This window comes from uncultured Campylobacter sp. (assembly GCF_937981295.1).
Lineage (GTDB): Bacteria > Campylobacterota > Campylobacteria > Campylobacterales > Campylobacteraceae > Campylobacter_B.
The window spans coordinates 1-21,783 of the sequence record NZ_CALJPC010000081.1 but is presented as its reverse complement, the minus strand read 5'-3'; the positions used below and the strand labels follow the sequence as shown (position 1 = coordinate 21,783).

Below are 21,783 nucleotides of genomic sequence, written 5' to 3'. Positions count from 1 at the left end.
ATATGTCATAGATGAAAAAATTTTAGGAAACGGCTATGATTTGGGGATATTTGGAGAATTCGCTTATTACATATTTTTTGATTTTGTCGCAGGTGCCTATTTTATAGCTCTTTGCGCGCATATAATCTATGCTTCGCCCGAAGTCAAATCGCTTAAAATTTTACGCAAAATTTTACTCGCGGCAATCTTGGCGTCTTGCGCGCTGGGGTATTTTGCTTCGGACGTAAACTACCAAAAGCTAGGCGTCCTTGAAGCCTTTTTGATCGCCTCGCTAATTTGTATTTGCATCTATTCGGTCGCGATCGAAATATCAAGCGACTGCTCAAATGTGGTATTTTGGGGTTTTGCTTATGTTCTTAATTACATAGGTGCCTTATTTGTAATATTTCATGCGCAAGCCGCCGACATCGTAGCCGTCATTTTAATAATCCTTTGTCCGCTCGCGTGGGCGTTTTATTTCAAATACGAATTTCAAAAATCGCTCGCGAGAGACGCCGCAAGCAATGATGAAATTTTAAATAGTGCAAGCAGCGATGAAATTTCAAAAAGCAAAGCGCGCACGGAGAGTTAAATTTACAAAATTCCACCGCAGAGGGCTAAATTTACAAAATTTCGCCAGGGTTAAATTTTAAAATTTACCGCGCGGCGCTTTTATTCATTTATATCCTCGATCGCCGCCTCTACGAAACGAGCGGTATCAACTAGCCTAAAGCCCCATACTTTGGGATCTGCCGTAATTTTATTATAAAAATCTTCCAATTCTTTCGCGGGAGATAATTCGCCTAATTTAAACGGGGCAAATTTTACTTTGCCGATCTTTTTTAGATGTGGCAGCAGCTCCTTTAAATCCTTATGATTAAACCAGCAGTCCGTCCTAAGAAACCCGCCGTTTTTCGAGCCTGCGATCTTGCTTTTTAAAAAATCATCCATTCCGGGCGGCTCTTTTTGCAGCAGTCTGGTGCAGGCCAGATGATACTCGAGCTTTCTAGGCGTTTGATCTACCGCCGAGACAAAGCAAACGCCGTATCCCTGCTGCATCTGGATAGACAAAACGTCGCCCTTCTCGAAATACGGCGTTTTTTGCTTCGAAATTTTGGGCCGTTTAAGCGGTCTTGGATTTTCGCTTTTTAGCTGAAGCGCCAATTTATCAAGCGCTTTTTGGCGGCTCTTTTGAGATCTGTCAAAGACCTTATTCCACATCTGACTTGCGCCGCCTTTTATGATAGCAAGGACTTTTTCGCGGATTTCGTCGTTTAAAAAACCGATCTTCCAAAGCGAATACGCCAGAGCCGTCCAATAAATCTCGCTATAAAGCTCATCAGTGCAGAAATTCTCCGCCTGCGCCAAAACATCTTGCAGTATAGTTTCAACATCTTCGCCGTCCTTGTATCGCTCTGTGATAGTCAAATATATATCGCATCCATCATCGCTGTCGATAATTTTCACCCCGTCTATCACCATTTTTTCTCCTTTATTTTGATCTCTTTTGCCGATTTCGCTGAGCCGAATTTTATCAAAATTTGAGCACCTGAAAGACAAATCGCCATTGAAATTTCGCTTTAACGGCGGCGAGCTTTGCTTATAAATACAGCGCCGCCGGGTTTATAAAATTTAACTAGCTCAAAATTTGAATAAATTTTTAAAATTTCACTCGCGAGAGTGGCTATCTACCAAATTCAGGCTTTCAGACATTCTTAAATTTTAAGCTTTTCTCTTGGGGGGGGGTCCTACTTACGAAGCGTCGCCTTCCTTTGCTTCGGCACTGCCTCGCAACTGCAAGCAGACCCGCCCCAGAACCCCCACTATCCTCTCATCACGCGCTGTATATTTTCAAAGTAAAATTTACGCTCGTAGCAGCGCTGCGCTAAGCTAGTACGCCTTTAAATTTGACGAATTTATTTAAACAAACGCAGTAAAATCCGAGCGTAAAATTTAGCGGAGTAAATTTTACTTTGCATCAAAGCGCAAATCTAGGAGCCAAAATGCCAAAAATCGTAAATTTTTTCAGATGCGTCTGCACAGATATTTTCGCGGGCAAGGTCTTGCTATATCCGATTTTACTTACGGCTGCGTTTTTAGCGGCTAGATCCGGCGCGTTTTGGCTGATAAATAACGCAATATTTGGCCTCGGTTACGACTGGGGTTTTCTGGGCGACGGCTTCTTTTTGATGTTTTACCACTTTATCGTAAATGCGTATTTTTTAGTATTTTGCTCCTATATGCTATTTAGAGCTTCTTTTGCGCGCTGGCTCAAATTTATCTGGCTGGTGCTCGCTATTTTTATACTTATAGGCTGTATTTACGGCTATTTTGACGCTCATATAGACCGCCAAAAAGAAGGGGTATTCGTCGGCTTTTTTATCGCATCTTTAGTTGCGATTTGCGCTTATGTTTTAGTAATAACGATTGAGTTAAAAAGTTTCCTACCAATCGCATACACGGTCGTTTATCTGATTAGTTTTTCCGCCTCGATATGGATAGTTTTTAATACGCAAGGAAATTACACTACAATGGTTTTAAATATCCTTTGCCCGCTTGCGTGGACGTTTTATTTTAAATACAAATTTAAAGGAGCACTTGCTAAAAACGCCGAAAACGAGAGTAAAATTTAAAGTAGAAAGTCGGACAAATTTGGAGATTTAGCAAGTTAAATTTTCACTTCATCTGCAAATCCGTCAAATTAAGGATAAAATTTTGCTACCCAAATTTTAGCCGTGATTAAAAATACGCAAGCAAAAAGCTATTTTGCGTTAAAGTCCTCAAATTTAATCGGTAAATTTCGCTCCAAAGAGCGGTTTTAAACGCCGATGTTTGACTAAATTTAGAAATCTTAAAAACTAGCCAAAAGATCCGAAACCCAAAATCCAAGCCGCGCCAAAAGTCCTAAGTCTAAAAATTTATCTATCGTTATACAAAGTATCGTGACGATAAGCGCGATCATCCAGCGCTTTTGAGCTTTTTTGCCGATCCTGTGCGAGGTTTTGACGCCCGCATAAACGCCCGCTAGCGAGCCGACGCCGAGTAACGCACCGATTTCGTAGTGCACGAGTCTGTGCGCGGAGAGGCTAATAAAACCCGCACTTGAGGAAAATATCACGAAAAACAGCCCCGTGCTGACGGCCTTTTTGATGTCGTAGTTTAAAAAGCTGATCAAAATAGGCATCACGAATACCGCGCCGCCGATACCCACGCTGATCGCCACGGCGCCGACGAACAGCCCCACGATAAAGAGCAAAATTTTAGATTCGTTGGTCTCGCCCGCGGGCTCGGTCGGGGTTTTAAAGAGTTTGATTAAATTTATGATCTGCACTAAAATAAGCGTGCCCAGTAGAAATTTTGAGGAGAAATAGCTTACGATAAAGCCGCTGCTAAGCGCGCCGCAAAAGCCTCCGAGCCCCAGCACCAGCGCGGGCGCGACGTCTAGCATTTTGCTTTTAAAATTTACGAACGAACCGAAGATCGAGCTAAAAATCATCTGCATGATGCTAATGCCGATGGCGTACTTGACATCGTAGCCGAAGAGCATCATCACGGGCACCACGACCGTGCCGCCGCCGATGCCGAAAAATCCGCTGATAAAGCCTACGCAGGCGCCGATTAAAATGTATTCAAAAAACATCCGTATTCCTTCTCAGCCCCTTTGATCTCGCTGAATTTCGCTTTTTGCGGCTTGTTTTAAATTTTATCGCTTGCAAGCCTTTAAATTTAAGCGCGAAATTTAGCAAATTTAAAGCTTATAGTCGTTTTGCTTCGCGCATCCATTCGCGGTATTGCTCGCGCGAAATTTTTACGTTTTCATATCGCAAGGTATCCGCGCGAAAGCATTTCAGGCTCAGTTTATTACCCTCAAAGCCCGCGAAATCAGCCTGCTCATAGATGTCGTAACCGCCCTGCATGCAGTCTAAAACGTCTACATATCTCTGCTCTTCGCTCATCGGCTCGGCAAAGCTCACCAAATGCACGCCGTTTGGAGCCGCCCAGTAGCAGCCGTCCACAGCCAGCGCGTCCCAACCCCGCAGATAGTGCACGCCATCCCAAATGAAGCTCTCCTTGCCGTCTAGCCAGGCGTCCGGCACGAAGCGCATAATCTGCGCTGAGGCTAGATCAAGCACGCTGTAGCCGTATAAGTCCTGGCGAAAAACGAGGTAAAATTTGCCGTCTGCGTGGCGGATCAGGCTAAAAAATTCCGCCCTATCGTCTATGCAGCGCCAGCTTTTTATCTGCGTTTTGTGAGTATCAAACAGCGTGTATTCGCCGCCGCTAAAGCTTGTCGCGCCGAGCCTATATGCGTCTTTTACGATCTCATATCCGCCGCTTAAATTTATCGTTTGGCGCCGGGTAAAATTTCGCCCCTCGAAAAGAGTTTCCGCCTGTTTGATGCGCGCTTGGTACTGCGCGGAATTTACGGCGTTTGCCATCGTGCGCTCCTTAAAATTTTATGCAGACGGGTTAAATTTTGCGCTACCGCCAACAGCTCGCACTTCTTAAATTTCATCCGAACCGAATAAACTTAACCTCGCGAGCGGCAAAATTTGACCGCTAGACGGCAAAGCTCAAGCATTTGACAACAACCGATAACTGCTAAGCGTAGTCTATGGCAGGTAGCCGCGCGCTCTAAATTTTGCCCTCGACTTGCGAATTTTTTAAAATTTACCCACAGTTTTGCCGCCTGCAAATACTTACGATTCCGCGCCGCCTTCAAACGCTACGCACGGGAGCGTGAAATTTTACGAGCGTATAAAATTCCGCTAACGCCTTAAATTTTATCCGACGTGGGCAGGCCGCAAACCACCCGGACGGACAGACCACTCAAATTTGCTCGCCCGCGCGACGTCGCTAGCTATTACTCAAATTTACTCTCCTACGCTGTGCCGCCAACGTATAAATTTAAAATTTTACTCGCCCGAGATGTTGCGAAAATTACTCGGTGCGACTATTACGGTGCGACTATTACTCGGATTTATCCCCCTCCTTGGCGCCCGAAATTTTATCCAGCACCTTTTTGCCGACCTCGCTTTGATTTAGCGCTTCGAGCATCGCGGCTAGCTGCGTGCCGCCCTTGGCGCTTAAAATTTCGCCGAATTTACTCATCCCCTCGCCCACGCTACCTTCGTTTGCGATGATCTTAAGATCCGCCGCGCTTAGCGCCTTGGCCTGCTCCAGACCGATATCGCGGTTTGCTTCGATCTGTTTGATCGAAATGAGATAGGTTTGGTATCCCTGATTTTCGCCGATCTCGCGCGCGAGCTCGATCTGTGCGTTTACCGGCGCGAGCTCTTTTAACCTAAGTGCCTCGGCCTCGGCAGAGCCTATCTTTAGCGTACCCTGCGCCTCTTTGTCCTTCATCTCCAAAAGCGCCGCGGCGGCAAGAAACTGCTTCTCCTTATCGCCCTGCGCTACTAAAATTTGATTTTCTTTGATCGCTTCGGCGTCGCGGATTTTGGCGTTTTTGCGCGCTTCGGCGTCGATCTCGATCTTGCGCTGCTCCTGCTCGGCTTTTACGATCTCCACTTGCTTTTTGATCTCGGCCTGCTTGACGTCGTTTACCCGCACGACCTCCATCGCCTTTTCCTGCGTGATCTTTTGCTGATCCTTGATGAGCTGCTCGGCCTGCTCCTTTGAGATCGCGACTTCGCGCTCGTTTTCGACGGTCTTAAGGCCCACCATCTTATTGGCCTCCTGCTGGCGCACTTCGGTTGCCTGCGCGGCTTCGATCTCGGCGATTTGAGCGAGCTTGGTATTGTTTGCGACCTCTACGCGGCTTTCCTTTTCGATCTGGGATTTTTTCTTCTCCATGATGTTTAAGATGACCTTGCTGCCGCTGCTATCTCGGATATCCATCAACTCGATGTTTTTAACGGGCTCGATACCCCAGTTTTGCAGCTGCGTCTTTACCGCCTTGGTAAAATCATCTCCGAGCTCGGAGCGGATCTGCAAGATGTCCTCAAGCACGCGGCTCGAAAGGATCGAACGAATCGAGCCTTGGATGATATTGGTAAGCTGGTTATTCAAATCTTGAAAATTATTGACGCGTTGTGCGGCTAAATTTGAATCCACGATCCTAAAAAACGCTGTAATATCGACTACGAAAGGAAGCCTGCCCAGATCATACGCCTCATAATCCTCGATCTTGATACTAAAGACTGAGACCGGCAAAACGATCTTCGTAACGCCCAGCGCCGGCACCCAACTCGGGAATTCATAGTAGCTGTTGCCGTTGCCGGTATCTTTGCCGTAACTCGTCGTCTTGCGCGCGCTTTGGACGATATGCACTTCGTTCGTCTCCACAATACGCCTGAAAAACAGCGGCACGATGATAAAAAGCGCGATTAAAACCCCGACGGCGGCGCCTATTAAATATAAAATTTCACCCATTTTCTCTCCTTTAAAAATGCTAAATTTAAAATGGATTATATAAAAATTTACTTTGAAAAATAATAAATGATCGCGGCGGCGGCAGTTAAAATTTACGGAATTTTAATGAGATTTTATGTAATATCGCAGCGTATATTTCAATACCTTTTAGGAGAAAAAATGAAAAAATTTTTACTACTGCTTTTGGCGGGCGCGCTTTTTGCGAGCGCAGCAGAGTTTAGAACTATCAAGGATATGGACGGAGCTGAGGTCAAAATCCCCGCAAAAGTTGAGCGCATCGCGGCACTCTGGCACTCGAACAATCAAATTTTACTGGCCCTAGGAGGAGCGGACAAGATCGTCGCTACCACCGATAACATCAGCAAAAACGCATGGTTTCTTAAAATTTATCCGCGCCTAGCGCAGATCCCAGTACTGCTAAAAAATAACGACGTAAATTTAGAGGAGCTGATGAGCCGTAACCCCGACGTAGTCATCGTCTCAACCGCATTGGCGGGCGAAAATTTAGCTAAGCAAGGCTTTACGGTTTTAAAGGCGAGCTTTAGCGATTACGAGCAGATGAGGCGCAGCATCAGGATGTGCGGCGATATGCTAGGCGGCGACGCGCCGCAAAGAGCGAAGGATCTGATCGCAAATCTCGATAAAAATATCGCTTTGGTTAGCGGCCGCACCGCAAATTTAAGTCCCGATAAGCGCCCGCGCGTCCTTCACATCGTAGGCGGAAGCGATCTTTTAAAGATTGACGGCAAGGGCACGCTGATCGACTCGTGGATAGAGCTGGCCGGCGGAACGAATGCGATCACCGCCACAAAAGGTCCGATGAAAACCATCACCGCCGAGGAGATCATCGCGAGCAACCCGCAGATCATAATCGTGGGCGGCGATCACAACGAAGATGCGGTAGAGAAGATCAAGGCTAGCCCGGTTTACAGCGGCACGGATGCGGTCAAAAACGGACGCGTTTACGGCAATCCGCGCGGGGTTTTTAACTGGGATCGATACGGCGCGGATACGGTGCTTCAAATTTTATGGGCGGCGAAAACCATCCAGCCGGAGCTCTTTGTCGACATCGACGTGAAAGCCGAAACAAAGGCGTTTTATAAAAAATTTATGAATTACGAGCTAAGCGACGCGGAATTTGGCTATATCTTAAAAGGACTTAACCCGGAGGGTAAATAAGACGCGGCACCGAACAAACGGCATTAGCACCACACCTAGTAGGCAACATCCGTACCGAACGCTCATCGTGTAGTAGGCGGCGGATACATCGGCACAGAATGTTTTCATTGTGCGGCGGCACATCGGTGCCGAGCAGACCGCTATACCCTACCATCAGCGCCGAAGCCTCTTTCAAACGGGTAGCGCCAAGCGGGCCGATGCCATATACTTCATCAAAGCGGCATCGGCGGCGGGCGGCGCACTGAGCAAGCAGCGCGCCGAATAAGCGGCGCAAGGCGGAGTAAAATTTAAACTCGCGGCGAGCAGAAAAGGACAAAGCAACGACAAGCAAACAAGGGCAAAACAAAGCTGCGAGATAAAATTTAAAGCAAAGGAAGCGGTCATGGAAATTTTATTTTTTACGACGCTTGGGCCCGCTCTAGCGGGCGCTTGGATACCCTCATTTGCGATGGTGCTGATACAGTTTGTGTATATGTTGATCTACAAAGAGGTCGGCAAGCGCGCCACCGATACCTCGTGGTACACGCTCGCGGATAAGCGAAATGCGATCATAAGCTCACTGCTGCAAGCGGTGCTGCTTATTTTGTCGGTGTTCGTGCCGCTTAAGACGGGCAGCGCGTGGTTTTGAATCGGAGCGGTGATTTATATAGCGGCTTTTGCGGGCTTCATCAAGGCGTTTTACGACTATGCGGCGGCGCCTGCGGACAGAGCCGCACAAGGCGGCATCTACCGCCTATCGCGCAATCCGATGTATTTCTTTTATTTCCTCGGCATGGCGGGCGTTTGCGTCGCTTCGGCGTCGCTGTGGCTAATCATAGTGATAGCACCCTTTGCCATATACAACCACCTCGTGGTTCTCAGCGAGGAGCGCTACTGCGAGCAGGCCTACGGACAGGAGTATCTAAAGTATAAACGCAAGACGCCGAGATATTTTTTGTTTTTCTAAGGGGAGAGTAAAACCTAGGGCATGCCGCAGCCCTAAACGTTTTATAAAATTTTGGCACTAAGGAGAGAGTATGTTCGTAAGGAAAAATTTGGCGCTCGTCGCCGCTTTGTTTCTAACGTTTTGTCTAAACGCCGCCGCGGGCGAGCCGAGGACGACTAAAGATATGCTCGAAAACGTCGTCGAGCTACCGGAGAAAGTAAGCAAAGTAGCCTCGCTTTGCAACGCGAACAACCAAATCATCCTCGTAGGCGGCGCGGAGTTTAGATACATACTGCACGGCCTGAGTCCGGACGGCAAATGACGCACGCTCCCGCTTGCGGCGAAAAATAATAGCTTCGACTGAAGTCTGGGTACGTTTAGAGCCGTCTGCACATTTAGCGGAAAAGCGTTTCTTAAAATTTTAAGGGCCGAACGAATGAAATTTTAACAGCGAATGAAATTTTACCGGGCTCGCGACGGCTCCTTTAAAATTTCAAACGAAATTTCAAAGCAAAATTTTATTGGCGGCGCAAGGGCGCGCATATTGGCGATGAAGACACGAAATGTAAAATTTAGCGATGCGCCTAGTAGGCACGACGAAACGACAAACACATCGCTAGTAAGAAATACGCAAGAGGCGATGTTTTAGACGAAGCGATTTGCAAGGGACGGCGGCGAGCGCGCTTATACCCGCGGGCCTCTATCCATAGCGGCGAGCAGTTCGCAGAGAAGATATACGCAAGCAACGCGCCGCTTTTGGTAGCGGCGACGGCTTGCACTCATCTCAGTAGCGCGCGGTCTGCTCTTTTTACATGCATCCGATTCTCGTCGCTTGCTTTTTTCTGAGGCCATCGCCCATAGCTCGCTCTCTATTTTTTACGAGACAGCGTTTAATTTGCACCGAAATCCGTAGAGCCGAACCGATCGTCCGAAATAAAGTCCTCCTCGCCCGAAAGCACGCTCATCGCGCTGACACGCGAGATCAGCAGTCGGTCCTCGGCGATGTCCGCGCGATCCGAGCCGATAGTAAGCGACGTAATCGCCGTGCGCCCGATGACCGCGCGCCTGCCATCCATCGTGCGAAGCCCCCAGATATCGTGCAGCACCGCAGGCTTGCCATCCACCTGCCCTACGTAGAGCATCACGTGGCCAGGCATATACAGCAGGGTTTTATACGCCACGCCGTTTTTGCCGATGAAGCTAAGCTTTTCATCCGCACTCATCCCCGCGAGCGAAAAACGCTCGCCGCGGCCCGATTGCGCCTTAGAATTTCGCGGCAGCCACAGCCCGAAATTTGCCAAAAAGTCCTTCGTCATAAGCGAGCAATCGCGAAGAAATTTATACCCGCCCCAGCCGTATTTCTGCCCGAGCAGGCTAGCGGCTACGATCTTTGAGTTTTGCTCATCAAGCGGCGCGGGCCAAAGCCTCGCATCCTCCGCGCTGACGAAATATCTTTTGCCGCCAAACTGCGTTAAAATTTCGCCGCTAAATACGCTCTGCACGCCGAGCGTACCGCCAAGATCGCGCTCGCCGCTAAAATCATACGGCAGGATCGTGCCGGTGCGCGCCCTAAAAAGCTCAGCGCCGCTTTCGTCATAAATGGCGGCGCCGTCGCGCAGGATCGTTATAAATTTAGAATTTGCGTAGATATCCGCCTGCTGCGGGCTGATGCGCTTTATCGCGTCGCTTCTGATCCAGCTCCACACGCCGTCGTTGCGCACGAACGCCCACGCGCCGTCTCTGCTGTAATGCGACAGCAGCAGCGGATAGCCCACGCCCACGGCGGAATTTGCGGCGTAATCAAACGGCTCGCCCTCCCCCGGCTCGCTCGGATCGCCGAAAATCGGCAGATCGCTTGGGATATTTCGCAGCAGCGCGTTTTTTACCGTAATAGCGGGCTCAGATATTAGCCCAAATGCCTCTTCATTCGCATTTATGCGGATACTTTGATAGATCGCGTCGTTATATATCCTGCCCGCGGCGTCAAAGTGGCGTCCCTTGGCGTAATTAAGCCCCCAAAACGTATCGATCTCCGCCTTCACGGGCGCATCGTTAAACCAAATTTTAAAATAGCGGCTCTTAAACGCGTTTCCGCTTATGTTTTGCACCAACGCAGGAGCGGGCAGCCGTTCGCTGTTTTGAGCGTATTCAAGATCCAAAACAGCGGGGTTTTCGGGGATAAACTTGCGCGGGCCGACGGTTTCGCCGCAACCTGCAAGAACCAAAGCCGCGAAGATAATAGATACTAGTCGTTTCAAACAATGCCTTTTAAAAAATTTTGGCTATAATTTTGCCAAAAAATAGGAAAAAACTTGATAAATTTCATCATCCAAAAGCTAAAAGATCGCAATATTTTCATCACGGGCGGCGCAGGCGTGGGCAAAAGCTACGTGATAAAAGAACTCATCGAGGATTACCGCGCTCGCGGCAAGCTCGTCATAGTACTCGGCAGCACCGGCATCAGCGCCGTAGAGATCGGCGGCGTGACCGTGCATAGCTTCTTCCGCTTCGGCATTTGCAAAAACCACGAGGAGCTAAAGGGCTTCGATCGCAAACAAAGCGGCAAACTAAGCGAGCTGCGAAAAATTTTAGCCCTCGCAGATCTCATCGTGATCGATGAAATTTCGATGATCGGCGCCGAGCTTTTCGAGATGATCTATCTTAGAATTTCAAATTCTAAATTTAACGGACGGCTGCTAGTTACGGGAGATTTTTATCAGCTTCCGCCGGTGCGTAAAGAGGGCGAGAGCGCGCCGCGCGCGAGCCTATTTAGCGACTCGGATTACGCCTTCGGCTCGTATGCGTGGAGGCAGTGCGAGTTTTTTTACGTCGAGATGATAGGCTCTAAGCGCACCGCAGATGCGGCGCTATACCGCCTGCTTTGCGAGCTGCGGCTCGGCATCACAAGCGAGCAGACGGCGGAGCTGATGCGATCTTTGCTCATCGATGCCGCGCGAGCTAAGCCGAACGCTACGATAATCTCGGGTAGAAACGCCGAAGTAGATGCGATAAATAACGCCAGACTAGCCAAGCTTAATGCGCCGCAGAGCAGCTTTGAGGGCGTTTATGAAGCGCTACAAAGCGGCGTGAGCGAGCAGAAAATTCAAAAATGGATCGCCTCGCTAAACGCGCCGCAAAGTCTGACGCTAAAAGAAGGCGCAAAGGTGCTGTTTACCGCGAATAAAAGCGGCGAGTTTTTTAACGGCGAGCAAGGCATCGTCGAAAAGATCGAAAAAAGCTCCAGCGGAGAGATCGAAAGCGTGGTCGTAAAAAAGCCCTCTGGCATACTAAGCCGCGTGGGGCTGCAAACATACGAACTAAGCGAGATCGCCGCAAGCGGCGCGGATGCCGAGCAGATCGTGCTGGCGCGGTATTATCAGTTCCCGCTAAAGCTCGCATACGCCATCACGATCCACAAATCCCAAGGCATGAGCATCCCGCAGCTCATCTGCGACATCGACAGGATCTTTGCCAAGGGGCAGCTCTACGTGGCGCTTTCGCGAGCGACGAGCCTTGCGGGGCTCGGGGTGATATATACGCGCGCAGAGCCCTTGCTGCGGTATTTGCAGCGCAATGCAAGCGCAGATGAGGCTGTGGTGAAATTTTACGAAGAGAACGAATTTTTTAAAATTTCGGATCAAAAAATTTAAGGAAACGCATGCAGCTAGAAAGAGCGATAGCGCTAAGTAGAGCCAAACAAAAAAAGTGCATTTGCAAGGTAGTGATGATCTATGCCAAGATAGCATTTTTGTATCTGTTCCCATTTATCGTGATGTTTACAATCGATGCGGTATTTAAAACAGACGATGATACGGATTACAAGATGATCGAAGTCTATCTTATCTACGCGGTGCTTTTGATTATTTATGTTGCTTGCATTTATGACGGCATTGCGGACGCCGCTTATGAATATAAACTATTTTACAAAAAAGTTTTGGTGCGCACGGCGATCTCGCAGGCGTATCCGCAGCTTACTTATTCGCCAGGACGTGGCATAAGCGCGAAGGAATTCAGGAGAGCGGGAATATTTGCAAATTCCGATTTTATCGGCGAAGATGAGATAAAAGGCGAATGGGATGGGGTAAAATTTAGCCTCAGCGAAGCGATTAGAATCAAAAAGAACTACGATCTAGGCATAGACAATACCTATGTGAAGCTAGCTTCGCTTGCGATGAGCTTATATGATGCGTATATGGATTTTAACGGCAGCGTGCTGATATGCGAATTCGGCAAGAGATTTTACGCCAAAACCATCTTGGCAAGCCGCGAGCTAAATACAAAAATTTTAGGCGAGAAGGAGCTAATGGACAACGTCATTTTTAATAGCGAATTTCGCGTGTTTGCTGACGACAAAGTCGAAGCTCGATATCTATTGACGCCCGCGCTGATGGAGCAACTAAACGAGCTAAAGCGATACTACCATAAATTTAGTATAAGCGCGGCATTTATGGATAATAAATTTTACCTATTTCTAAACGGCGCGCCGAATCGCTTCGAAACAGAGCTATTTAGCATACCTCCAACAACCGGAACGGCGTATGCTCATCAATACGAACTGGCTGAAATTTTAGAATTAGTAAGCGAGCTGGGTCACATAACCGGGGAGCTAGAAAGCAAAATTTAATCAGCCCGCATAGTTTAAATTTAACGGGCTAAATTTGACCGCTCTATTACAGTCCCGCTTCGGCTCTTAGCCGCGCGGCATACATCTCACGCAGGCGCGGTACATATTTGCCGACCGCACCGCCGCCGATCTGCCTGCCGTCAGCTTTTACGATCGGCAGCAGCATTAGCGTCGCCGCACTGATAAAGGCCTCATCGGCTTCGTAAACCTCGCTCATTCCAAACGCTCGCTGCTGCACGCTAAGCCCCGCCTGCTCGGCAAGGCTCAAGATCACCTTGCGGCGAATGCCCGGCAGTATGTCGTTTGAAAGCGGTCGCGTGATCAGAACGTCATCTTTGATGATAAATGCGCTGGAGCTCGAGCACTCGGTAACTAGCCCATCCTCGATCAAAAAGCACTCATAAGCACCCGCCTTGTGGGCCTCGTGCTTTAAGATGCACTGCGCTAAAAGCGAGATCGATTTTATATCGCGCCTGTGCCAGCGGATCTCGGGCAGGCTTACGATCTCGATCCCCTCTTTTGCGAGCGGATTATCAAAAATTTGCGTATGATAGACAAAAGCAAAGACGCTGGGCTCTATGCCGCGGACGTAGTCAAAATCGCGCATCGCCGCACCTCTTGTGATCTGGGTGTAGAAAGCGCCCTCGCTCACGCCGTTACGCGCGATGAGCTCATATAAAATTTCCTCATATTTTTCGCGAGAATATGGAATCTTTAGCTCGATCTGCGCGGCGCTGCGCTCAAAGCGCTCCCAAAAATCCGCTCTGTCGCAAATTTTAGAATTTACCACAGGCGCTACTTCGTAGATGCCGTCTCCGAGCACGAAACCGCGATCAAAAGGGCTTATCGCCGCATCCCTCGCCGCGCAAAACTTGCCGTTAATATAAACTATCTCGTCGCCGCTCATTCCGCTGATTTCAAACATAATCGCTCCTTGAAATTTCGCGCTATTTTATCTTATAACAATTTAATTTAAGATATAATGCCGCAAAAATCGAAGGAGCTCCGATGGATAAATCAAATTTTAAAGATAGACTTTTAGATATTATGTTTCATGTATCGCATAAACCCGTGCTTTTCCGTGATCTGCTCGAAGCCAACGCCGAGTTTAACGACGGAATGCTCGTCGATCCTTCGAAGCTAAATTTTAAATTTAACTACGGCAAATCCTACGTGATCTTCGCCTGCTTCGCATTCGTCAGCGTTATGTTTTTGATAACGCTGACGCACGCGACGTTTGAAAAGATCGACTTTCACTTCTCCATTTTATTTACGATCATAGCGACGTCGGCGGTTTTTATCGGCTTTGATTGCTTTAAGGCGTGGGCTAGAAAAAAGCTAACGCACGAGCTCATCAAACGCGCATGGGCGAACCATTTCCTCTACTTTCCTTACGAAAAATACAGCCGCATAGTCGAAAACATCTACAACGAAGCGCTCAAAAACGACATACCAAGGCGTGACCTGGAACAATACGTGCTAAGCAAAATCGTAGAAGTCGGCGAAAAATAGTTTTAAAATACCATAAAATTCTATAACGCAAAAAAGCATTACGATCCAAGCAAATTTTAAAATTTTATTGCAAAATATGCGACACGTAGGCAAGACGTAAAATTCCAGCTCGAAAAGCAAGCGGTATGATGGATAAATTCCAAATTAAAATTCTATGCCGATACAGCAAAAACTGCGCCGTAAATTACGATAGATAAATTTTAATCAAAGCTTATACTTTCCTGCGCGACATTTCGCTACGGCTAAATTTCACTTCATAAAATTTATCTATTGTTTCTTAAATTTTAATCTTGCCCACTTACTACCGATTTAGCAATCCGTATTATGTAATTGAAGTTATGTTTAACTATTTTAGGGTAAAATCACGCAATATCTAAGGGATAATATTAAATTTTAAGAAAAGGATAGTTTATGAAGCTACTTTTTTGCATTATTTTTGCACTTTGCAGCAGTGTTTTTGCGGGCAGTTTGGAGCAGATCAGATCTGCCGGAGTCGTTAAAATCGGTGTTCGTGATGGTAGGCCACCTTTTAGTGATGAAAAAAGTGGTAATTTCGAAGGCTTTGAAATCAACCTTGCAGACGCTATAGCTAAGAGCATATTCGGTGATAAGCGCGGTAGAGTCGAGTTCGTCCCTTTAAACGCCAGCGATAGGATCTCTGCATTACAAAACGATAAGGTAGATCTTGCAGTCGCAACCATCACGATAACGCAAGATAGAAAAAGGCAAATCGACTTTTCTTATCCATATTTTTCGATGAGTTTGGGAGTTTTGACACGTAAAAGCGATGGCATCAAAAGTATAGACGATCTTTCAAACAAAAAAGTCTTAGTAGAGGGTAGCGGGACTACGGCAGAAAATTTTTTGTATAAAAATAAAATCCACAATTTAATCCATTGCTCCATTACTACCGAATGCTACGATATGCTTAAGCAAGGCAAAGCCGATGCTTACGTTAATGATAATCTCATCGTGCTAGCTTATTCCATTATCGATGATAACTTAGAAGTAGCAATCCAAAATCTAGGTAATCCGGAATTCTTAGGCATCGGAGTGCGCAAAGGCAATACCGAATTGCTTGATCTGATAAATAAAGAGCTTGTTACACTTAGCAAGCAGGGCTTTTTCGAACGTTCTTATGATGAAACTTTCAAGCCATTTTATCAAGGCGCTGCAGATAAAAAATATTTCTTACTAGATGGACTTTATGCCATATTTTAGGACGAAATTTAACAGTGTTTTATCTAACGACTTCTGCTAAAACGTCATTTATGATAAGCGGATAATATGCGAAATCCAATTTTAAGGACATAAAATGAAACTACTTTTTATAGCGGCTCTATTTTGTGCGGCGCTTTTTGCCGATAGCCTAGATCAAATCAGACAAAACGGCGTCATTCGCATCGGAGTGCGCGACGCCCATCCACCGCTTTGCGAGTCTAATGGCGGCAAATTTGAAGGATTTGAAATCGATCTTGCAAACGCTATTGCTAAAGAAATTTTCGGCAAAAAAGAGGGCAAAATCGAGTTCATCCCACTAAGCGTAAATGATAGAATTCCATTTTTAGAGGCAAATAAGCTTGATTTAGTTATCGGTCTATTTAGCATCACCAACGAACGAAAAAGAAAGATCGATTTCTCCCTCCCCTACCTCTCCGTAAATTTGGGCATATTAACGCGTAAAGCCGACGCTTTTACCGATATCGCGCAGCTTCATGATAAAAAGATCGTATTCGAAGGCGATGCGACAGTAGCCGAGAAATTTTTCAAAACCAAGGGATTTAAAAATTTAGACCATTGCGCTTCGGCTAAGGAATGCTACGAAATGATTCGAAATGGCGATGCGGACGGCTATATAAACGACAATCTCATCGTGCTCGCATATTCCGTCATCGATGATACTTTGGAAGTGCCGTTTAAAAACCTAGGCCCTAGCGATTTCATCGGCATCGGCGTGCAGAAAGACAACAAAGAACTACTTGATTTCGTCAATGCAGAGCTCATCAAGCTGAGCAAAGAGGGCTTTTTCAAAAAGGCCTACGAGCAGAGCTTTGATCCATTCTATCGCGGTACGGCAGATAAGAAGTATTTTCTGCTAGATGGAATTTATAATATGCTCTAAGAGCTTGCTTTAAATTTTTAAGTCCGGCTTTTAGAATTTTAATAAATAAAATTTCCTGCTTCGTTTGAAGGCGGAAAAGAGATTAAATTTAAGGATTTGCCATGAAATTGCTTCTTGCAATGTTGCTACCATTTATCGTTGCTTTCGCCGATAGTCTAGAACAGATAAGATCGAAAGGCGTCGTTCGCATCGGCGTTTACGACGGACAGCCTCCTTTTAGCGAGCTAAACGATGGAACTTTCGAGGGCTTTGAAGTTACGATGGCGCAGGCCATAGCAAATGATCTTTTCGGCGAAAAAGGCGGCAGAATCGAACTTGTGCCGATGAAGGTCGAGGATAGAATTCCAGCTTTAGTAAACAACCGCATAGATATCGTCATCGCTACGATTACCATTACGCCTGAACGCGCGCAGCAGATCGATTTTTCAACACCGTATTTTTCAGTAAATCTTGGAGTTTTAACCCGCAAAGCCGATAGAATAAAATCCTTAGCCGATCTGAAAGAGAAGAGAATTTTACTCGAAAGCGGCGGTACGGGCGAAGCATTTTTTAAACAAGAAGGTTTTGGAAATTTTACATTTTGTAAGATCGCCAGGGAGTGCTACCGCATGCTAAAAGACGGCGACGTGGACGCCTACGCGACCGATAATCTAATCGCGATGGCATATCCGGTAGTCGATAGCGAGGTAGAAGTGCCGCTTAAAACTCTAGGCAAGCCCGATTTTATGGGTATTGGTGTGCAGAAGGGCAATAAAGAGCTACTGGATTTCGTCAATGCAGAGCTTATAAAGCTAAGCAAAGAGGGCTTTTTTGAAAAGGCATACGAAGGGACTTTTAATCCATTTTATCATGGCGCTGCGGATAAAAGATATTTCTTACTAGATGGAATTTACAGCTTCTTGTAGGATTTGCGGCTTATTTTAAAATTTATCACGCAAGATTTATCGCGTAAATTCTAACTCCTGCTTGCTATACTTTAGCTCTTGCAGCAGGGATCACATAAAATTTATCGCGCAATCTTGCTCGTTTAAATTTTTCAAAAAAGCTTTTTCGCGGGCGAAACGGCATTTATATAAAATTCCGCTCGTTTAAAAATTTACCCTGCATAAATTCCATGGCAGCTTGAAATTGCCAGAATTAATTTAGCTCGGATTTTTCTTGTTTCAAATTTTACTCAAAATCTCTTTGTTAAGTTTTTTTCACCACTTGCAATCCGCTCAAAATGCCCCCTCTAAAAAGGGGTAAATTTTACAGTCAAGAATTTATTCTGCGCAAAGAGTAAATTTTTACTACTTGAAATTACAAACGCAGCTCCCTCTGCCAAAGACCAACCAGTGCTTCTTTAAATTTCATATTGCAAACTGATCTATTTTTATGTATAATCGCAAACTTTATGAATTTTAAAGGATCAATATATGAAAAAATCCATCTGCTCCTCTATGCTTAGCCTCGCAGCGGTGCTCGCACTAGCACCCGCACAAGCGCTTTGCAATGCAGATTCTAATCCGCCGCTTATCCATACTCACAACAACCTTTATTCGGCGGGATTTAGCGGCAATACTAGCGGCAGCGGAAGCACCAGCCCAAATGGCAATATTACGACGATTACGGGCGTTGTAAGCGGCGGGACGGACTACTCCAGCAGCGTGATTTACGGCGGAGGAAGCGGCGACGGGATTGCGGGCTTTACCGAGTTAAACTCTGCCTCCAACAATAGACTTACGATTAAAGGCGCAAACGCTTACGTGGGTATCGCAATAGGTGCTGAGGCCAAGGGTGTATCGGATAATTACGTGAGCTTGGAAAACGGCTCTAAGGTAAATTTGGTCGTGGGCGGGCAAGGCATAGCGGCGTCAAAAACGGGCAACGAAGGCGAAGCGACGCGAAATCAGGTTTTTGTAAAATACGGCGCCGAAATTACGGGAAATGCCGATAACTTCGGCGGTAGCTCAAATAGACATTATAATATCATCGGCGGCAGAAGTGGAGCGGATAAAAAAGCCTCCTCCAACGCCGTAACGATCGACGGAGGCACTATTGGCAACAGCTCCGTTACAAATGTAATCGTAGGCGGTATAGTAAGCGGCGGCGGTGATGCCGTATCGAATAAGGTAACTATTCAAGGCGGCACGTTTAAGGGAAGCTTCGATATATTCGGTGCTCAATCCTCCACGAGGCAAAATATCGCCAACAGCGTTAGGATATCTTACGGCGGCGGCACAAGCACTATTACTTTAAGCGGTAGTGGTAGAATTTGGGGCGCAGCAGGCGGAAGTGGAAATTCCACCGCAAACTCCGTCACTATAAATGCAAGATTAAAAGCCGAAAACTACCAAGTAATCGGCGGCCAAGCAAATAGCGCTAGCGTAATGAGCGCAAATAAAGTCGAAATCAATAACGACGATGCGATCGTAGGCAGCGCCACGGGCTCCTACGGCGGTGCCTCAAGCTCGAGAAGCGTAGTTGATCTTATAAAAGGTAAAGTAAAAGGCGATGTCGCGGCAGCAAACGGCATCACAGGCGAATCGGACGGCGATAGAGTTACTCTAGGAGCGTCAGACTCCAACAAAGGCGTACACATCGGAGGCAATGTCTATGGCGCACGCGCAGGAAGCGTCAAAAATGCGGTCGTTTATATCAATAAAGAAAGAACGACGATAGCAGGAGACGTCTTTGCGGGCTACGCTACAAGCGGCAGCGTCGAGAATAGCAACGTAAATTTTAGAGGCGGCACGATAAGCGGTACAATCTACGGCAGCAATAAGCCTACGGATAAAACCAATACCTTACATATCGAAAATTGGGTCGGCGGCGGCGTGAAAAAAGCCAAGGATATTAAAAATTTCGGCTCTATAAATTTTCATGATCTATATTCTACTACCCAAGCCGATGCGCCGCTTACTCTAACCACTAATGGCAATACGAATTTAAACGGTACAAAGATAGAGGGTATAAAATCAGATCTTGGCGAAGGAAAGTACTATCTGATCCATAATTCAGGCGGCGGCACGATCACCATAGCCGCGCAGACCGTGCAAGATAATCAAATTTATACGATTACCGACAAAGATCACTATCAAATCACCGGCACCACGATCGAGGTCGAAAACAGTAAGAATTTAATCATGCAGAAAGGCACACTAACTCGTTCTTGGATAGATCCCAACTTCGATCAAAGCGAGCTAATGCAAAATCAAAATTCCAACAAGGCTGCGGGCGCTACTGATCTATTCGGCAATAAAGGCAACGCCGTAATAGTAAAGGAGAATGCAGGCAATCTAGGCGGCAAAAACATAAGCTCGGGCAGAGACGACGCTACCGACGGAAGTAACAGCGTCCACGACAACCACACCAAGATCAATGGCGGAAGCAACATAGGCGAGATCGACGGAGGATATTCAAATTCCGCTACCTCGCAAGAAATTTATAATAACCACGTAACTTTCGAAGCAAGCGGAATAGACGTGGGGTACGTAAATGCGGGCATCACTCATAGCAGTAGCGGCGGCGGGGACGTCCACGATAATAGCGTAACTACGAATGCTACGATAATCCACAATAGCATTTACGGCGGCAATACTAGCAACGGAGAAGCCAAATCCAATATCGTAACGATAAACAACGGCAGCGTAGGAGCAATGGCGGTAGGCGGCAAGGGAAACAGCGCGATTTCCAACACCATAACTCTTAACTCGGTAAACGTAGGCGGAAGCGTATACGGCGGAAAGGCTAGCGGCACCGCCTCCTCCAACACTGTGAATTTAAACGGCAACACGCAGATCGCCGGCAACGTCTACGCAGCGGAAGCCGCTAGCGGCAGCAATAACGTAGTAAATTTCAGAAGCGGCAGCGTAGCAGGCACGATATACGGCGTATCTAGTGCAAACGCTAGCAATTCTGGCAATAGCCTAAATATCCTATCTTCAAACTCCGGCAATGGCCTAAATGCAGGGAATTTTGCAAATTTCAATAAATTGGAATTCAACTTAGCTTCCCTTAGCGAGATAGAAAACGATGCTTCGTCTAGTACCAAAAGAGCTTTAAGCTTAACCGGCTCCGGCAATACCGACCTAAGCGGTACAGATATATTTGTAAACTCGGCAAGCGAATTTAACGCTTTAAACAATGCAAGCTATCCAGATGGCGATAATAAGAAATATACCCTTGCCTATAAAAGCGGAGGCGGTAAATTTACCGGATATGATCCACGCTTTAAAGACAAGGGCTACGTAACTCAGCTAAATAAAAACTATGTCATAAAAGACGCCAATACTTTTAGCAGAAACATAGGCGGTATGCATATAAGCGAGGATGAGCGGGAGCTTTATATCCAAAAGCTTATTAAGACTAACGAGAGCATAAATGGAGACTTTGATGCGGATGAGCTGCAGAAGTATCTTGGTGCCGGCGGTCTTAACGGAAATAACATAGATATAGGCAAAGTGGGGGAGGATAAGAATTTTAACGGTAGAAATATCCACACAGCAGGCGCAAATAATACGCTAAATTTCATCAGCGGTCATAATGTAGGCGTAATAAGCGCAAGCGGTAGCGGCAACACTCTTAACATAGGAGCTAGCAATAGCTCTCCTGCGGCAGTAAATTCCTTAAGCGCTAAAAATATTAGCGGTTTTGACAAGTTAAATTTTTTCCTTCCTAGCTCTATTAGAGCAGGCGATAGCATGCTTACCCTAAGCGATCCTACCGCTAACACAGATCTAAGCAACGTAAGCAATATCACGGCTTATATAAGCGGAGTAAGCGGTCCGATTAATCCAAGCAGCGAGATTCATCTAATCAATAAGCAAGGAAGCGGAAGCCTTATAGCTCCTAACGCAGCCAATATGCATGCAACGCTAAATGTAGGAGTAAGCCTAAGCTATAGCCCTAAAATTTATCAAAGCGGCAATTATCTAAATTTAGGCTTTGATACTTCCTCGGCTCCTAGCGCGCGCGTAAATTCTAATACCAAATCCTTCGCAGAAACCAGAGCTGCAAGCTTAGCTAGCTTAAAGAGCGGAAGCGAGTTAATCACCAACTACCTAG

20 protein-coding genes are annotated in these 21,783 nt (G+C 46.6%); 14 read left to right on the top strand and 6 right to left on the bottom strand.

Features of this window, described 5'->3' with window-relative positions; translation table 11 throughout:
• The coding region (locus Q0135_RS08150) for a hypothetical protein (RefSeq protein WP_297989710.1) at positions 1 to 571 on the top strand (571 nt) is incomplete at its 5' end.
• Positions 572 to 651: 80 nt separating this feature from the next.
• Here Q0135_RS08150 and Q0135_RS08145 read toward each other — a convergent pair.
• The gene (locus tag Q0135_RS08145) at positions 652 to 1,461 is read right to left on the bottom strand and encodes a hypothetical protein (RefSeq protein WP_297989709.1); all 810 of its coding nucleotides are present in this window, start codon (positions 1,459 to 1,461) and stop codon (positions 652 to 654) included.
• Positions 1,462 to 1,982: 521 nt separating this feature from the next.
• Here Q0135_RS08145 and Q0135_RS08140 point away from each other — a divergent pair.
• Positions 1,983 to 2,612, top strand: a complete 630-nt coding sequence (locus Q0135_RS08140) for a hypothetical protein (RefSeq protein WP_297989708.1) — start codon at positions 1,983 to 1,985, stop codon at positions 2,610 to 2,612.
• 218 nt (positions 2,613 to 2,830) lie between these two features.
• Here the strand turns inward: Q0135_RS08140 and Q0135_RS08135 are convergent, their stop codons facing one another.
• The 3 genes from Q0135_RS08135 to Q0135_RS08125 form a co-directional block, all read right to left on the bottom strand.
• Positions 2,831 to 3,619, bottom strand: a complete 789-nt coding sequence (locus tag Q0135_RS08135) for a sulfite exporter TauE/SafE family protein (protein ID WP_297989707.1) — start codon at positions 3,617 to 3,619, stop codon at positions 2,831 to 2,833.
• A 115-nt stretch (positions 3,620 to 3,734) separates the two neighbouring features.
• The gene (locus tag Q0135_RS08130) at positions 3,735 to 4,418 is read right to left on the bottom strand and encodes a hypothetical protein (protein WP_297989706.1); all 684 of its coding nucleotides are present in this window, start codon (positions 4,416 to 4,418) and stop codon (positions 3,735 to 3,737) included.
• 532 nt (positions 4,419 to 4,950) lie between these two features.
• Positions 4,951 to 6,375: an SPFH domain-containing protein gene (locus Q0135_RS08125; protein ID WP_297989705.1), complete on the bottom strand. Its 1,425-nt coding sequence runs from the start codon at positions 6,373 to 6,375 to the stop codon at positions 4,951 to 4,953.
• A 159-nt stretch (positions 6,376 to 6,534) separates the two neighbouring features.
• Here Q0135_RS08125 and Q0135_RS08120 point away from each other — a divergent pair, with 159 nt between their 5' ends.
• The 5 genes from Q0135_RS08120 (at position 6,535) to Q0135_RS08100 (ending at position 9,128) form a co-directional block, all read left to right on the top strand.
• Positions 6,535 to 7,554, top strand: coding sequence for an ABC transporter substrate-binding protein (locus Q0135_RS08120; protein ID WP_297989704.1), 1,020 nt, complete (start codon positions 6,535 to 6,537; stop codon positions 7,552 to 7,554).
• Positions 7,555 to 7,936: 382 nt separating this feature from the next.
• A complete protein-coding gene (locus tag Q0135_RS08115; protein ID WP_297989703.1) occupies positions 7,937 to 8,182 on the top strand; it encodes a hypothetical protein in 246 nt (81 codons plus the stop codon).
• A 9-nt stretch (positions 8,183 to 8,191) separates the two neighbouring features.
• Entirely contained in the window at positions 8,192 to 8,500 is a 309-nt protein-coding gene (locus tag Q0135_RS08110) for an isoprenylcysteine carboxylmethyltransferase family protein (protein ID WP_297989702.1), read from the top strand.
• Positions 8,501 to 8,570: 70 nt separating this feature from the next.
• On the top strand, positions 8,571 to 8,801 hold the full coding sequence (locus Q0135_RS08105) for a hypothetical protein (RefSeq protein ID WP_297989701.1): 231 nt from the start codon (positions 8,571 to 8,573) through the stop codon (positions 8,799 to 8,801).
• 132 nt (positions 8,802 to 8,933) lie between these two features.
• Entirely contained in the window at positions 8,934 to 9,128 is a 195-nt protein-coding gene (locus Q0135_RS08100) for a hypothetical protein (protein WP_297989700.1), read from the top strand.
• Positions 9,129 to 9,369: 241 nt separating this feature from the next.
• Here Q0135_RS08100 and Q0135_RS08095 read toward each other — a convergent pair whose 3' ends face one another.
• Positions 9,370 to 10,737, bottom strand: coding sequence for an SH3 domain-containing C40 family peptidase (locus Q0135_RS08095; RefSeq protein WP_297989699.1), 1,368 nt, complete (start codon positions 10,735 to 10,737; stop codon positions 9,370 to 9,372).
• Between the two features lie 54 nt (positions 10,738 to 10,791).
• Here Q0135_RS08095 and Q0135_RS08090 point away from each other — a divergent pair, with 54 nt between their 5' ends.
• Together Q0135_RS08090 and Q0135_RS08085 are read left to right on the top strand one after the other, a co-directional pair.
• Positions 10,792 to 12,129 carry an ATP-dependent RecD-like DNA helicase gene (locus tag Q0135_RS08090; RefSeq protein WP_297989698.1) on the top strand — a complete coding sequence of 446 codons (1,338 nt, stop codon included), beginning with the start codon at positions 10,792 to 10,794 and terminating at the stop codon, positions 12,127 to 12,129.
• Between the two features lie 8 nt (positions 12,130 to 12,137).
• A complete protein-coding gene (locus tag Q0135_RS08085; RefSeq protein WP_297989697.1) occupies positions 12,138 to 13,103 on the top strand; it encodes a DUF3137 domain-containing protein in 966 nt (321 codons plus the stop codon).
• A 46-nt stretch (positions 13,104 to 13,149) separates the two neighbouring features.
• On the opposite strand, the gene Q0135_RS08080 is transcribed toward Q0135_RS08085, so the two are convergent.
• Positions 13,150 to 14,028, bottom strand: a complete 879-nt coding sequence (locus tag Q0135_RS08080; protein ID WP_297989696.1) for an aminotransferase class IV — start codon at positions 14,026 to 14,028, stop codon at positions 13,150 to 13,152.
• An 83-nt stretch (positions 14,029 to 14,111) separates the two neighbouring features.
• On the opposite strand from Q0135_RS08080, the gene Q0135_RS08075 reads away from it, so the two are divergent.
• The 5 genes from Q0135_RS08075 to Q0135_RS08055 all read left to right on the top strand — a co-directional run.
• Positions 14,112 to 14,615, top strand: coding sequence for a hypothetical protein (locus tag Q0135_RS08075; RefSeq protein ID WP_297989694.1), 504 nt, complete (start codon positions 14,112 to 14,114; stop codon positions 14,613 to 14,615).
• Positions 14,616 to 15,026: 411 nt separating this feature from the next.
• On the top strand, positions 15,027 to 15,836 hold the full coding sequence (locus tag Q0135_RS08070) for a transporter substrate-binding domain-containing protein (protein ID WP_297893824.1): 810 nt from the start codon (positions 15,027 to 15,029) through the stop codon (positions 15,834 to 15,836).
• Positions 15,837 to 15,930: 94 nt separating this feature from the next.
• Positions 15,931 to 16,737 (top strand): transporter substrate-binding domain-containing protein, encoded by an 807-nt coding sequence (locus Q0135_RS08065; protein ID WP_297989693.1) that lies wholly within the window; start codon positions 15,931 to 15,933, stop codon positions 16,735 to 16,737.
• 101 nt (positions 16,738 to 16,838) lie between these two features.
• Positions 16,839 to 17,642, top strand: a complete 804-nt coding sequence (locus tag Q0135_RS08060) for a transporter substrate-binding domain-containing protein (protein WP_297989692.1) — start codon at positions 16,839 to 16,841, stop codon at positions 17,640 to 17,642.
• A gap of 510 nt (positions 17,643 to 18,152) precedes the next feature.
• On the top strand, positions 18,153 to 21,783 hold a 3,631-nt coding region (locus Q0135_RS08055), incomplete at its 3' end, for a hypothetical protein (RefSeq protein ID WP_297989690.1).

Bases quoted from the DNA above. Each gene is read 5' to 3' on its own strand.
- Q0135_RS08145 (WP_297989709.1), bottom strand. From the start codon at position 1,461: ATGGTGATAGACGGGGTGAAAATTATCGACAGCGATGATGGATGCGAT.
- Q0135_RS08140 (WP_297989708.1), top strand. From the start codon at position 1,983: ATGCCAAAAATCGTAAATTTTTTCAGATGCGTCTGCACAGATATTTTC.
- Q0135_RS08135 (WP_297989707.1), bottom strand. From the start codon at position 3,619: ATGTTTTTTGAATACATTTTAATCGGCGCCTGCGTAGGCTTTATCAGC.
- Q0135_RS08130 (WP_297989706.1), bottom strand. From the start codon at position 4,418: ATGGCAAACGCCGTAAATTCCGCGCAGTACCAAGCGCGCATCAAACAG.
- Q0135_RS08125 (WP_297989705.1), bottom strand. From the start codon at position 6,375: ATGGGTGAAATTTTATATTTAATAGGCGCCGCCGTCGGGGTTTTAATC.
- Q0135_RS08120 (WP_297989704.1), top strand. From the start codon at position 6,535: ATGAAAAAATTTTTACTACTGCTTTTGGCGGGCGCGCTTTTTGCGAGC.
- Q0135_RS08115 (WP_297989703.1), top strand. From the start codon at position 7,937: ATGGAAATTTTATTTTTTACGACGCTTGGGCCCGCTCTAGCGGGCGCT.
- Q0135_RS08105 (WP_297989701.1), top strand. From the start codon at position 8,571: ATGTTCGTAAGGAAAAATTTGGCGCTCGTCGCCGCTTTGTTTCTAACG.
- Q0135_RS08100 (WP_297989700.1), top strand. From the start codon at position 8,934: ATGAAATTTTACCGGGCTCGCGACGGCTCCTTTAAAATTTCAAACGAA.
- Q0135_RS08085 (WP_297989697.1), top strand. From the start codon at position 12,138: ATGCAGCTAGAAAGAGCGATAGCGCTAAGTAGAGCCAAACAAAAAAAG.
- Q0135_RS08080 (WP_297989696.1), bottom strand. From the start codon at position 14,028: ATGTTTGAAATCAGCGGAATGAGCGGCGACGAGATAGTTTATATTAAC.
- Q0135_RS08075 (WP_297989694.1), top strand. From the start codon at position 14,112: ATGGATAAATCAAATTTTAAAGATAGACTTTTAGATATTATGTTTCAT.
- Q0135_RS08070 (WP_297893824.1), top strand. From the start codon at position 15,027: ATGAAGCTACTTTTTTGCATTATTTTTGCACTTTGCAGCAGTGTTTTT.
- Q0135_RS08065 (WP_297989693.1), top strand. From the start codon at position 15,931: ATGAAACTACTTTTTATAGCGGCTCTATTTTGTGCGGCGCTTTTTGCC.
- Q0135_RS08060 (WP_297989692.1), top strand. From the start codon at position 16,839: ATGAAATTGCTTCTTGCAATGTTGCTACCATTTATCGTTGCTTTCGCC.